This window comes from Colwellia sp. 5_MG-2023, from assembly GCF_030547795.1.
Taxonomy (GTDB): Bacteria; Pseudomonadota; Gammaproteobacteria; order Enterobacterales; family Alteromonadaceae; genus Colwellia.
Map to the genome: position 1 here is coordinate 1 of NZ_JAUOPW010000044.1, position 14,604 is coordinate 14,604.

Genomic DNA, 14,604 nt, shown 5'->3' on the forward strand with positions numbered 1-14,604 from the left:
ACGGTTTTAACTCGGCTTAAATTCAACCATTTCACCAATATTCATAATATCTCCGAAGATAATCTTAATTCCCTCGACTTAATAGATATTTGAGTAACCCAAAAAAAGCTAAAGAGGCTGTCTATTATTGCCTGCTGTTATTATGGGTGGCATGATTAATTAATAGATTCTTGATGAAATTTAGAATAATTCTCTGATCTAACGCAGGGTTGATTTTCATCGGTTTAAATGTCGCTAGGTAAGACAAGTCCAATGTCCGCTATCGTATCTTTGTTAACATTGGCTAGTGAAAATTAGCGGCTTATTCAGCTAGCCAAAAGGCGACATACCATTAAACTAATTGAGACTCTTCGCTTGCCAATCAGGAATACCGTAACGCTTTAAAATTTTTGATAGTTGACCTGTTGCTCTTAGCTTTATTAAGCCCTGGTCAAATATATTGATGTATTTGACTTTAAATTCAGGAGAATAACCAATATAAAGAGGAACAAAATCACCATCTGTACCAGCATATTTTAAATTGGAAATATTGCTGTTCTGAAGTTCATATTCAATATTAAAGCGCGAATCCAATACCATTGATATTCGTTGCTTACTTAACATCATTAATATATTGGATAATGGACTATTACCTGAGGCTGAATATATATGTTGCCCTGAAGTTTCTTGGAGCTGAGTTATTCCATCGCTATATTTATAACCTTTAATTATTCCTAGAGTGTTACCCTGTTCAATCTCTTTTTTTAGACTTTCTATAGAGCTAAATTTCCACGGGTTTGTTTTTATGACATAAAAATCATGATACCAACCACCATAAACTTTCAGGCTTCGTTTTAAATGATATTCTTCAATATGTTCAGCGGTTAAAGCTAACACCATATCTAATTTTGATTGTTGCAGCAGTATTAATGAACGTGCGAGGGGGAGAATATTAAAATTAATATCTAAACCATTATGTTTAGCAATTTCATTTATGACCTCAATTAATACACCCGGCTTGTGTACTTCATTGCAAATATAAGGACACCACTCGTCCGAACCAACGTTTAGTGTTTCGTTTGCAACTGTATTAAAAGAGACTGAAAGGATAATGATGGAAATGTATTTAAGCAGCATTTGTATTATGCATTCTTTGTAAAAGCCATTCTGTTTATTGAAGGTATTATATTTATAATGAATACGCTACTAAAATAAGATTTATAAACGCTCTTATTTGCCAGTCAGTGAACAACAGTTAACGCCCGCTTTCGTATCAATTAAGATTCCCTAGAGCTATCAATCTACTATAAGTCAGTAAGTATATTGATTAATATCATTTATCAATAAGTAATATCATAAACGGCTTATATAAGTTTTCTTATAGCGATAAAAAGGGATGGTTTTGAGCAGTTCTTCTATTGGTATCATGGCGAATGCCCAAAAAATGGATACCTCAAAATACAGAACTAAGACAGCACAAACAGGCAGTGATATGGCCCATTGTGTTACAAAGTGAATTTTAAGCACCAGATTACTATTCCCCAATGCGCGAAGAATATTTCCGGCAACAGTATTGTAGGCACGAATAATTGGCAGAACGATATAAAGCGGCGCAATAATCATTAGCGCTGTTTGAGTTTCAGGTTCAATATCTGGATAGACCCATCTAATACATTGGCTGAGTATAAAAAATAGTCCCGCAATAATTACCGACAGCGTCATGCCGACTTTTGTACAGCTAGTAACAAAATGCTTTAGGTCGCTGGTTTCTTTTTGCCCGAGCAACTGACTAATACTGATGCCTGAAGCTTGAGCCCAAGCATTCGGAAATTGCGTACCAGCGCGAACCCAAGGAAAAATCAAGGTAATAGCAACAAACGAGAACAGATCCAATTGAGCGAACAATAGTTGGTAAACAGTCGCCCCAACGGATAAAACAAAAAAGTTAGCCGCTATAGGATATATTTCACGGTATTGAGGGCCAATCTCTAACCAAAAGTGTCTATTTTTAGGGTATGTCAAATCGACTTTATTATCAGTGCGCAAAGCCAAGTAAAAAAATATCGCTCTTAAGAATACTGCAATTAAACTGCCCCAAGCTGCTCCTTCGACACCCAGCCCTTGATGTGTTGCAAACCCGTTTATCAGCAAATAGCTAAGTAAGGCATTAACCGGTAATTCAATCATAAAGCCTTTTAATGGTACTTTGGAATTACCTTGACCATTACAAAAAGCCGTACAAACTTGCGTGTATGCTGTTATCACCACGATATATTTAGTGATGGATATATATTTATTCGCCAGCTGTGCTAAATCACTGTCATCAGTAATAAAAGCAACTAAATCAGTACCCCACAAGGATAAAATAAACAGAAAAACAAAGGAGGTTGATATATTGATCAGCAAGCCAGACCAATATGCTACCGCTAAATCAGCCTTATTATCTGAGCCGAAAGCTCTGCCGACCAAAAGTTGAATACCATTACCAATAGCAATTTCAAGACCTAATACAAATGCCACTATCGTTGTGGCAATACCCATCGCGGCAACAGGTAGCTCTCCCAGTGGTGCAACGAGCAATGTATCAATCATTAACATCGATTGTACTAGCAACGCATTAAAAGCGAGTGGCCATGCTAATGCAAAATTACGCCGAACATACGCACTAGAATTCATCAAGAAATAACCTTTATTAAAAAGCCCCCTACAACAGATAAATAGTTGTAGAGGGAAGCGGGTAAACTGTTCTTCAATTTAATCATCGATATAAAAATTCTATAATCGATATCGTCTTCTGATCTTACTAACGGTTATTATGTACCGGAAACTAACTAAAAAAATATAACGGCTACACTTACTATAACTAATAATAAACTATTGAAATAGCATTACTTATTATCGGCCCATCCATCCACCATCCACTAATAAAGTAGTACCATTTACATAGCTTGCGGCGTCAGACGCTAAAAACACAGCAGGTCCTTTAAAGTCTTCTGGTTTACCCCAACGACCTTGTGGAATTCTAGCTAAAATAGAAGCGGAGCGTTCTGGATCATTACGTAAGGCTTCAGTATTGTCTGTATCTATATACCCAGGCGCAATCGCATTCACATTTACGCCTTGCCCAGCCCATTCATTTGATAGTGCCATTACTAACTGCCCTATCGCACCTTTACTAGCTGCATAGCCAGGAACCGTAACCCCACCTTGAAAGGTTAATAACGAAGCAGTAAAAATAATCTTACCCGCGCCACGAGCAACCATTTCTTTACCAATTTCGCGACTAAGAATAAATTGAGAATTTAAGTTCACATCGATAACTTTGTCCCACAACTCATCTCCGTGCTCTACAGCGGGTGCACGTAAAATAGTACCGGCATTATTCACTAAAATATCAATTTTAGGAGAGTCAGCTTTAACCTCTTTAATAAATGAATACAACGCTTGGCGGTCAGAAAAATCACATTGATAACCTTTAAAGCGACGTCCCAGTGCCGTTACTTCTTTTTCAACGCCAGAGCCTTTTGATTCTAAACTGGCTGAAACCCCAATAATATCCGCGCCAGCTTCTGCCAACCCAAGCGCAATAGCTTTACCAATGCCACGTTTACAGCCTGTAACTAAGGCGACTTTACCCGCTAAATTGAATTTTTCTAACATTTACTTTATCTCCTAATCATTATTTATGACTGAGTTATTACTCACTTTTCGATATTCATGATTCATAGCCCAGGAACTAACAATCGCTAATTTAGCGATTGCATTAATGGCTTATTGATTAATTACTTGTCAAAGGCCTACAGCACGCCATCGTAACTTGTCGTTTTAATTACCTTACCCGCTTTATCCTTTAAAACAGAAACCCATTTTGATTCCGCTTGAATGTCTTGATAAGCAATTTTATTTTCATTAGAAAAAATAAAGGTTTCAATATGATCTTTCGAGGTTATTTCAACACCAATACAGTGTTCACCTTTAATCGACGTCACTGAAATGTTATCACTCGCGTCACCTTGAATAGCATCTTTAGGCTGAAGTACATTAAGGAAATAACTATTTTTACTTTTTTCTGGGTTCTCAATTAATAATGTTTTTAAGCTAATGCGACGAATATCATCCGGACGTTGAGGCGTCATTATTTCTTCAACTAAGGTTTCATCAACTTTCGTTGCTCTCACTTTTGGGAATACCGTAAATACGTTAAGCGCGCCAGTCCCATTAACAATTTCAAACTGGTTTTGACTTACTTGATTTGCATATTTTTCTGAATGCATACGCCAAGTATATGTGTGCTCTAGCTCACTCTCTAGTTCGTCTAAAAAGATGAAATAGCCGCATTCGCTATTAATGATATGGCGTGCATTACGTGTTAATTCCATTTCTGGATAATACATTTTACTCGATTCGCCAACCACATAGGTATAGCCATTATCATTAGAAAAAGCTTCAATTTTTGCAATGGCTTCTTCTGGCACATCTCGCCATACGTTATGAATGCCTTTACAGTTTAAATCGAATAATTTTGGATCACTTAAATCCCCTTCATCCCATATTTTCTCACCAACACAACCGGTACCATCAACCGTAATCAAGTTGTGAACTTCCGCTTTAGATGTGCGGTTGTAGCCCTCATCAATCGCTAAGGACGCACCATTATGTATTAGTATAAAGTGATTAAAATCTACGTGATAATGGGTCAAACTACGGGTTTTCCAATCGTTTTCTTTGTCTAACTTCCAGCTGAGTTCCCATTGCTTATGACCGCCAGCAGGGCTTGATTTAAATGAAAGATGCGTAGCATCTGTGTCCCAGCTAGAACGCATAACCACAAGACCAAGATCTGGGAAGTATTTGGTTAACGGCAGCGCTTCTGGTGACTTTTCTTCTATCTCAGGGTTAAACCAAATTAACTCTAAGAAAGCCTCAGGTAAAATACCTGGGAAAATTTTACTTTGATAAGCTTCCCTAAATAAGAACTTAGTGCGTACCATTTCACCTAACCATTGCGCCTGACCATTATTATATTCTGATGCTATTTTGTAGTAAGCAGAAATGGAATGAGAGCTTCTTCTATCATGCACATCGGCAAAGTTAATGTTCTCTTCCCAGTTAGGCGCAGACTGGTAAATACGGTAGTCGAATGAATTTTTTAAAAAGCCTGCATCAAAGTAGTTTGGACCACCGTCTTGACGAATATAATCGGCCGCAGATAAGAAGAAGTTAATCGCGTATCGCCAATATCCTGTTCCTTCGTAGTTAGAGCCATCTTCAGGCAGGTATTCAAATACTTTTTCAAAGTTGTCTTTGATTTCATCAATCCATACTTGAGCACCTTGGTGCTCAGAGCGAATAGCATAAGCTGTAGTTAATAAGCCTGAATAATTAATCCAGTTATGATTTTGCCAATAGTTGGTCGACCAACAATGGCCTAAGTTCTTTTGGCCGTAATCAAAAATCTTATTGCCTTGCAGGATCAATTTATTAAGAAATTGACTACGCTCTTCTTCAGTTAAATATTCTTTTATCCAATCGTAGGAGAGCCCTAAACCATACAGTAACCATGACGCACTAAGATCCACATCGACTAAAAATCCATATCCCCAAACATCATAATTAACCGCAGTAAAAATCCAACGCTTTGCTTCTTGCAAGTAATGGTCTTGTTCAGTTAATAAATAGGCCAAACTTAAGTTTGCCGCAGCCATACCTATATAAGTAATACTAGTATGCGGATGTTCTACTGATAACACTTCGTTTTCATATGCGCTGCATTGCTCTAAAAGTCGAGTCAAATGTTCTTTACGACAAGTCTTGAGCTCTGCTTTTAAAACATCAAGTTGGTCGTTTATAAGTAAATAATTCATTGTTAATTCCTGTAATAAAAAGTGATAAATAATGAGAATCAGTAAACTCTTGAGAAAATAAGTCTCATTATTTTATTTGTGATTCCGCATCCTTGGTTTTAGTAACGGGCTCCTTCCCCGCGTTGAGCATTAACAAACTAATTACCCCAATTGTCACTGCAAGTACCAGAATAACTATTCTGCCTTCTAGTGGATTTGGAATGATCAGCATCAAGGCAATGAAACCAGCTACTGCCACACCAAAGCGCCCAATAGCGATAAGTTGACTTAAATCATTGCCCTCACCTACTTCTTTTTCAAAATCGATAGGTGTTTTCATATTGGTGAAGAATTTGTCAACCATTTGACGATGCGCGGATCTTTGATTTGGTGCAAAAAGTGTTGAAACTAAAAAGCCAAACGTGCCAGATCCCATCACGCCGAAGAACTGTTGTTGGAAGTTCCATTCGAAACTATCACTATAGGCTTGTGAAAATCCTAAGTAACTTAGTGGCACTTCAAAGTAAGCTAAGCTAGAAAAGATCAACGCACAGGCTATTGAGAACAACGCAGCCCACCAAGGTGTTTGTCGAATAAACATGCCTAAAAGTAACGGAATTGTAATTGGCATAGAAAGTAGTGTTCCGACTTGCAGCATGATTTCAAATATTCCGGAGCCATCTTGCTGGGCAAAATATAGCGCTAGCAATACAATCAAAAAACCCATTACCCACGTTAATGTTCGACCGTAGTTTAATAGTTCGGATTCTTTTTTAGCTTGCCAACTAAGTTTACGTGATATTTTTGGATAAATATCTTTGATTAATATGGCAACATTGGTATTAAGCCCTGTATCCATTGAACTCATTGTCGCAGCAAGAATCGCAACAACGATCAAGCCAACAAGCCCTACAGGTAACAAACTAATACTTGCAACAGCGTAACTTGCCTCAGCAGGCTTAGCGATATCAAACGCCATAACAAGATCTGGGTATAATAATCGAGCGGTAATGGGCGGTAAGAACCAAATAACACTACCTACCAACATTAATACTGAACAAAGCAACGCGGCTTTTTTGGCTTCTTTCCCATCTTTAACAGAAAAGTAACGTGGCGCAGCATTCATTGAGTTGAAGACAATAAATTGTTTTGCCATCATGGCACTTGCCCAGCCCCATGTATACGCACCACCAAACAGGGTCGCGGAGTTGATCATACTATATTCTTCGGTTAACCCTTGCTCCTCTATTTTCACAAATAAATTTTCAACTCCGCCCAACGCATCCAAACAAAGGTAAGCAACGATTAAGGTCAGTGGCACCAAAATGAGACCTTGCAAGAAGTCGGTCGCCATAACAGCCCAGCGCCCACCAGTTGCAGAATAGAGTAGAACAACAACACCACAAACAACGATAACGTAATTAATATCGTAGCCAAATACAGCAGAACAAAAAATACCTAAACCGTATAGTGCCATTGCCGAATATAAAATACGGATTGGTACTTCATAGTAAGCGTAGAAATCACGAGTTTTCTCACCAAAGCGACCAGCAATAGCTTCAGGAAAGGTAGTTACTCTCATTTGGCGTAACCAAGGCCCCATAAAAAGATAGTTAACGAAAAAGCCAAGTACGTTACCAAAGAAGATAAACATGGCGGAGAATCCAGATTCGTAGGCGATACCTGCAGCACCAGTAAAGGTCCACGCACTAAATGCACTCATAAAAGCACTACTACCAACTAACCACCACGTTCCTTTGCTGCCCCCTTTAAAGTAATCGTCGGTATTCGCCGAAAACTTTTTGAAAACAAGACCAACGATAATGATCAGCAGAAGGTATCCAACGATCACTAGATATTCAACATTCGAAATTTCCACTCTTTTTGCCTTTTATTAGGTTGCTAAAGTAATTGATAATGATTAGTAAACCAATTTACTAAACCGATTTAGTTGATTAAGTTATCATAATATTGCAAAATGTCAACATTCAAGTATTTGGACTTTCAAAGAAAATATACATGCAAAAAAAAATAAAGTTAATTGATGTCGCAGAGCTTGCCGGTGTTTCAAAAAGTACGGTATCTCAGTACCTAAACGGCCGTTTTGATTACATGTCAGAAAAGACAAAAGAACGCATAAAGCTGGCTATAGAAGAGCTTGATTATGTACCAAACCCTATTGCTCGTAGTTTAAAAATGAATAAGACTAAAACAATAGGAGTAATAGTAAGGGATATTACCGGCTTCTATACAAGCCGCACCCTTAGAGGGATTGATGACTATTGTAAAAAAAGTGACTACAACGTATTAATATATAATACAGATGTTGATCCCGAGGTTGAAGCAAAGTCGCTAGAGACATTGTACCAATTACGTGTAGACGGAATTATTATTGCGTCTTCAGGTCAAAATACAAAATTAATTGATAAATATATTAATAACGGTCTACCTATTGTTCATTTTCAACTTGAACATGATGGCAATGAAAAAAATATAATTGTTTCTGATTATCGAAAAGCGGCGTTCGACGCAACGGAATACTTAATAGAATTAGGACATAAACGAATCTGTTTTCTTACTCAAGATTTTCAGAGTATGAAATCAAGAAAAGACCGTTACCTTGGCTATACCGATGCTTTAGAAAAACATAACATTCCTGTTGATCAACAATTGGTTCAATATTGGCACCGAAATACCGGTTTTCAACAATCACCAAAAAGTATGCTTGCTGCTGCTAACCCACCAACGGTATTTTTTACACAGCATTTACCTATTACGACTGAATTATTAACAGCGTTTAATAACGAGAATATTTCAATACCTGATGATGTTTCACTATTAGCTTTTGATGAGCTACCAATGGCTGAGTATTTAAAAGTACCTATTACAGTAATAACCCAAAACCCTTATGAAGTAGGTAGAGAGGCAACAAAGTTGTTACTTGATAAAATTAGTGACGATGAAACTCCGCCACAAAAAATTGTCCTTCCTTGTTCTTTTATTAAAAGACAATCTTGTAAAAAAATATAAAAGGAATGCAATTAAGCCCTCTAACAATCATGAAGGCGCTTAACTGAAAACATATTGGAAGCCTCAACGCCTTGTTTACTGCAATAGCAGAGGCTTTACATTTATGATATTTAGCTTTTAGAGCCACTTATATACTTACTTGTACTTTTCAACTTACCAGTCATGTGGGCAAAGTTCGCAACCTTCCATATAAGCCCCCTGAAAAATGGCATAGCGTTTGAATACACCATCCATTACTGCATCTTTAAAATTAGCATCGTAAAACTTGGCTTCTTGCACATTAGCATTTTTTAGATTAGCTCTCGTTAGGTCGGCTTTAGCAAACCAAGCCATTTCAAAATTAGCTGCTCGTAAGTCAGCATCAATTAGCTTAGCACCGCTCAACCGAGCAAATTCAAAACCACCACCGCGTAAATTAGCTTTATTAAGTTTAGCGCCTTGCAAAAATGCCGCCCACGCCTGTACTGATTCTAAGTTTGCTCCTCGAAGATCGGCCCCTTTAAGGTTCGCATGACGCAAGTCTGCACGAACTAAGTTTGCTCCTCGAAGATCAGCACCGGCAAGGTTAGCATTGCCTAATTTAGCATGCCGCAAATCGGCATTACGTAAATCAGCACCGGCACAATTAGTTTTAGGCATAATTACACAGTTGCCTATTCGTCTTTCGGTGACTTCTTCCGCTTGAGCCAACTGACTGCTGACATGTAATAAAATTAGCGTAAAAAATAGTTGTTTCATTATCATCTTCATCTCCCGTGTGGTACAACACAGGTCAACTTTACTGACCTGTGTTAACATTATTTATCGATACGAATCAGTTTACTCAACACGTGCGATACCTTTTGCCCACTTAGGTACTTTAAATACCCAGAAAGATCCACCTTGAGATACTGGTTTAGTTAAATCAGCCATGCCGCCGCCCCATAAAGGTACTGCACCACCATATCCTGACGCTACGCCAACATACTGCTCACCGTCCATTTCCCAAGTAATAGGACTAGAGATTATGCCACTACCGGTTTGGAACTTCCAAAGCTCTTCACCAGTTTTGGCATTAAATGCTTTGAAGAATCCATCACCAGTACCTGTAAATACAAGGTTACCTTTAGTTGCTAAAACACCAGCCCAAAGTGGTAATTCTTCTTTATGTTGCCAAACAATTTCACCACTTACCGGATCAATAGCTCGTAAATTACCAACGTGATCATCAAACATACGTTTAATACTAAACCCTTGTCCAAGATACGCAGAGCCTTTAGTATACTTAACTTGTTCAGTCCAATAATCTTCTTTCCAGTGGTTAGCGCCAATATAGAACAAACCTGTATCTTGGCTATAAGCCATCGGATTCCAGTTTTTAGCACCTAAGAAAGGTGGTGATACTTCAATACTTTTACCACGTTTCTCTCCTGGCTCTGGTTTTGGCGGACGTTGACCTTCTACTTCCACCGGACGGCCAGTGATAGGGTCGATATGAGTTGCCCAGGAAATGTTTTCAACGAATGGGAAAGCTTTAATAAACTTGCCATCTTCTCGATTAACAACATAAAAAAAGCCATTACGATCGGCATGAGCAGTCGCTTCGACAACTTTGCCATTCTCTTCATATTCAAATAGAACAAGTTCATTGTTACCTGAGAAATCCCAAGCATCGTTAGGTGTATGTTGATAGAACCATTTCACTTCACCAGTAGTAGGATCAACACCTAATTGCCCGGAGGTATAAAGACTATCGTAATCAGCTGGCTTTCCATCTTTACCAGTACGTGCCCAACCGTTCCATGGTGCAGGATTACCGGCACCAATAATAATAGTATTGTTATCTACATCAAAGCTAGCACTTTGCCACGGGGCGCCGCCACCATGATGCCAAGCTTCCACCAATTCACCATTTTCATCACGTGGCCAAGAAGGTGCACGCACATCGCCAGTTGGCGTACTTTCTTTACCATTAAGACGTCCCATATGCCCTTCAACAAAAGGACGCATCCATATTTCTTCACCGGTTTCCGTATCTCGAGCAAACAACTTACCAACAATGCCAAATTCATCACCAGAAGAACCGTGAATGAGCATAACACGTCCAGTTTTCTTATCCTTGATGATAGTCGGAGCACCGGTCATAGTATAACCAGCTTTGTGATCGCCAAATTTCTTATTCCAAACCCTTTTACCTGTTTTTTTATCAAGTGCAACTATTCGCGCATCTAGCGTACCAAAATAAACTTTATCACCATAAATAGCTGCACCACGGTTTACCACGTCACAACAAGGGCGAATATCTTCAGGTAAACGATGACTGTAAGTCCATAGCTTTTTACCTGTTCGCGCATCCATCGCAAAAATTCTAGAGTAAGAAGCCGTCACATAAAGTACACCTTCATGATATAACGCTTGAGTCTCTTGTCCTCGCTGCTTTTCGTCGCCAAATGACATTGTCCACTGTGGAACCATCGCTTTAATCGTGTCCGTATTAATCTGAGTTAAGTCACTATAGCGCTGTGCTTTTACTCCCATACCATAACCTAATACATCTGTGGTTGTTTGTTGATCATTAAGGATATCGTCCCAAGTTACTTTGCTTGAATCGGCTTGCACATTCAAAGCGGCACTTGCCATTACAACAGTCGCAATACCTACAGCAATACGGTGAAGTGCCCATTTTTTTGATCCCGGCGTTTGACGAGAATTATCTATTGGTGTTTGCATATTATTTCCTCTATTAATTGTAGCTATTCAGCTAGGTAAAAAACGATTTATTTAATAAAAACTATGAAGCATCTACTACAAAGATGTATTGCTTGTCACAGTGAAGGATCTCTGATTCTTATTTGTCTACCACTCCAGTTTAACCATCGTGTTCTATCGGTTTATTTAGTAGGAATAGCTCCATGTTTTTACTAAATCGCTAATGATTTTTTAATATCTATCACCCTACTATTTTTAAATCACAATACTTCCTTCGGTTAAATATTAATCGTCTTGTTGGTAATGACGCTATAGGAATAATTCCTTTTAGTAATCTGTTTTCAAGAATGATAAACCCAGGTCTAACATTAAAAATAATTATTATTTATCAATAACTAACACGAACAATACTTTAGTATGAATTAACCTATCCCATAGCATAATTAAAAGGCTTATCCAAAGGTATAGCTCAAATAGTTCTTAAGGTTTGCGTGTTAGTAATAATGTTTTTATCAAATAAATTTACTGATGTTTTTGGTAATTTTTTGCTAAGGAACTACTCCCCCAGCTGACAGTTTGAAGGTTTGGAAATATTGCAATTCTCTTAGCCTTCGGAGGACATTTGACAAAGATCTTCTTGGTAAGAAAATGACATTATTACTCGGTAGTAACCTAACAGAGTGATAGATAGTTAAGACTAAATAATGAGAGAAATAGTCTTATAGTTGCATGGTGATGACAGTAATTTGGGTTTTAAGATGATAATCGAATAAGCAGTTATTGCTGATAACATTGGTGATAAAAAATACAATTTGTATCTCTATTCAAACTATAAAAAGGAACAAATCATGAACTCATCTTTTAGCAAAAAACAAATACAATGAATAGGTTAACACTCTGTAAAACAATACTATTAATAAGTTTATTCTTTATGGTGCCAACCACCTCTTTGGCATTATCCACCGACTCACCAGATGGCTGGAATGAAATTTTTCCTCATGCTACTTCAATAGGTGAAAAAGAATCTTCCCCACCTGTTTGGCCAATATATCAGGTGGGAAATTTGGTTGGCTATCTCTTTCATTCTCAAGACGTTGTAGCGTTACCAGCATTTTCTGGTGAGCCTGTAGATATGCTAATTGGCATAGACCTAGAAGGAAAGTTAGCTGGTGTTCTCGTTGTCGAACATCAAGAGCCAATATTTTTGCATGGCTTTGGTGAGCAACCACTATTTGATTTTGTTAAACAATATGCTGGTCTATCAGTTTTAGATAGTATTAAGGTTGGTAAGACGTCAAACAGCACTCATGTGGCGATCGATGGAATTACAAAAGCAACAGTTTCAGTGGTTGTAATCAACGAATCAGTATTATTATCTTCATTAGCTATTGCCCGTAAAACCCTCGATGGCTTTACAAGTAATGCCGTTGCCGATATTTTAAACACTTATGAACCTCTTGATATTAAAGCACTGGAAAAGAGAAATTATCTTACTAAGTTAACCCTTACTAATTCTGATGTTGCACAGGCATTTGATGACGATAATATAGTGGAAAAAATAGCCGTCACTAATAAGATAAATAAATCAACGTTCGTAGATTTGCATTTTGCTTATCTTAATTCTCCGATGATAGGTAAAAACCTATTAGGTAATGACTACAAACTGTTAATGCAGCGCTTAAATGAAGGTGAACATGCTATTGGTATTTGGTCTTACGGTGCTTACCACCATGTTGATAAAGATTTTATACCTGCCTCAATTCCAGATCGACTATCAATATTACAAAATGATGTACCGATAGAAATTCGTGATTTAAACTTTTATGATTTATATGAAGGTAAAAAAGAAGCCTATAGAGGAGCGGAAGCCTTAAATATATATAGAATAAAATCACATTCGGGATTTGATCCTGGATCTCCTTGGACCTTATCATTAACCGTTTCTTATGGAAATAATCCTTGGTTAAACCAGGTATCTTCCGTGTTCCCAATAGATTATCAACTCCCGAAGTCTCTTTATAGTTACCCTGAATTAGACAATAATAATACTTCCCTCCCCTTATGGTTAGAGCTTTGGCATAACAGATCTAGTGAGATTACTATACTAGTGTTAAGTCTGTTGATTTTAACTTTTCTTTTTATTTATCAGCATCAACTTTCCCAACGTTTTACATTATTTCATCGTGTCCGTTGGATTTTTTTAATTTATACCATAGTGTTTATTGGCTGGTATGCACAAGGACAATTATCAGTAGTAAACATATTTCCAATTCTGCATTCACTCTTTAACGGCTTTGACATTCAAACCTATCTAATGGATCCAATCATTTTCATTCTCTGGTCATATGTATTTATTAGTCTTTTCCTTGTGGGTCGTGGCTTATTCTGCGGCTGGCTTTGCCCTTTTGGCGCCTTACAGGAAATGCTGGGTTGGTTAGCTAAGAAATGGCGAATACGACAACTTAAAATAACCTATCCACTACATAAAAAACTACAACTGGTAAAGTATGGTGTGTTGTTATTCTTAGTTGGATTATCACTATATGCCAATGTTATGGCTGAAGTAATGGCTGAAGTTGAACCTTTTAAAACAACGTTCACTTTAATGTTTGTTCGTACTTGGCCCTTTGTAATTTATGCTATAGTGATATTAGGTCTAGGATTATATATTAATAAGTTTTACTGTCGTTATCTCTGCCCTCTTGGTGCAGGATTATCACTACTTGGCAGGTTTCATCCAATTAAGTGGCTAAGTAGACGTAAAGAATGCGGCAGTCCATGTACACTTTGTCATCATAAATGTGATATTAAAGCCATTACTCCATCAGGATCTATAGATTATAACGAATGCGTACAATGCTTCGAATGTATCGCCTATTATAATAATGCCAGTTTGTGCCCACCACAAAAACAAGAGAAAAAACGGCTCGAAAAACTTAATTTATCTACAGAGCAAATTGAAATTAAATGTGTTAGTTAAATCATTAGTAATACCAATTTGATTAATTTTGTGATCTAATTGGACTTTGTAATTATTCCTTTTTCATCATGACTTCAAAAGAAT

9 protein-coding genes are annotated in these 14,604 nt (G+C 37.6%); 2 read left to right on the forward strand and 7 right to left on the reverse strand.

The window, feature by feature from the left end; all coding sequences use genetic code 11:
- Nucleotides 1–336: 336 nt before the first annotated feature.
- The 5 genes from Q4496_RS17425 to Q4496_RS17445 all read right to left on the reverse strand — a co-directional run bounded on the left by Q4496_RS17425 (nt 337) and on the right by Q4496_RS17445 (nt 7,701).
- Nucleotides 337–1,116 (reverse strand): ABC transporter substrate-binding protein, encoded by a 780-nt coding sequence (locus Q4496_RS17425; protein WP_303610930.1) that lies wholly within the window; start codon nt 1,114–1,116, stop codon nt 337–339.
- Nucleotides 1,117–1,332: 216 nt separating this feature from the next.
- Nucleotides 1,333–2,655: an MATE family efflux transporter gene (locus Q4496_RS17430; RefSeq protein ID WP_303610934.1), complete on the reverse strand. Its 1,323-nt coding sequence runs from the start codon at nt 2,653–2,655 to the stop codon at nt 1,333–1,335.
- Between the two features lie 219 nt (nt 2,656–2,874).
- Nucleotides 2,875–3,639: a 2,5-didehydro-3-deoxy-L-galactonate 5-reductase gene (locus tag Q4496_RS17435; protein ID WP_215971601.1), complete on the reverse strand. Its 765-nt coding sequence runs from the start codon at nt 3,637–3,639 to the stop codon at nt 2,875–2,877.
- 137 nt (nt 3,640–3,776) lie between these two features.
- Nucleotides 3,777–5,843, reverse strand: a complete 2,067-nt coding sequence (locus Q4496_RS17440) for a DUF4962 domain-containing protein (RefSeq protein WP_303610931.1) — start codon at nt 5,841–5,843, stop codon at nt 3,777–3,779.
- 67 nt (nt 5,844–5,910) lie between these two features.
- Nucleotides 5,911–7,701, reverse strand: coding sequence for a hypothetical protein (locus Q4496_RS17445; RefSeq protein WP_303610932.1), 1,791 nt, complete (start codon nt 7,699–7,701; stop codon nt 5,911–5,913).
- A gap of 140 nt (nt 7,702–7,841) precedes the next feature.
- Between Q4496_RS17445 and Q4496_RS17450 the strand changes: the two genes are divergently transcribed.
- Nucleotides 7,842–8,852: a LacI family DNA-binding transcriptional regulator gene (locus tag Q4496_RS17450; RefSeq protein ID WP_215971604.1), complete on the forward strand. Its 1,011-nt coding sequence runs from the start codon at nt 7,842–7,844 to the stop codon at nt 8,850–8,852.
- 153 nt (nt 8,853–9,005) lie between these two features.
- Here the strand turns inward: Q4496_RS17450 and Q4496_RS17455 are convergent, their stop codons facing one another.
- Together Q4496_RS17455 and Q4496_RS17460 are read right to left on the reverse strand one after the other, a co-directional pair.
- Nucleotides 9,006–9,590, reverse strand: coding sequence for a pentapeptide repeat-containing protein (locus tag Q4496_RS17455; protein WP_215971605.1), 585 nt, complete (start codon nt 9,588–9,590; stop codon nt 9,006–9,008).
- Between the two features lie 81 nt (nt 9,591–9,671).
- Nucleotides 9,672–11,561: a PQQ-dependent methanol/ethanol family dehydrogenase gene (locus tag Q4496_RS17460; protein WP_215971606.1), complete on the reverse strand. Its 1,890-nt coding sequence runs from the start codon at nt 11,559–11,561 to the stop codon at nt 9,672–9,674.
- 859 nt (nt 11,562–12,420) lie between these two features.
- Here Q4496_RS17460 and Q4496_RS17465 point away from each other — a divergent pair.
- On the forward strand, nt 12,421–14,520 hold the full coding sequence (locus Q4496_RS17465) for a NosR/NirI family protein (RefSeq protein WP_303610933.1): 2,100 nt from the start codon (nt 12,421–12,423) through the stop codon (nt 14,518–14,520).
- The last annotated feature ends 84 nt before the right edge of the window (nt 14,521–14,604 follow it).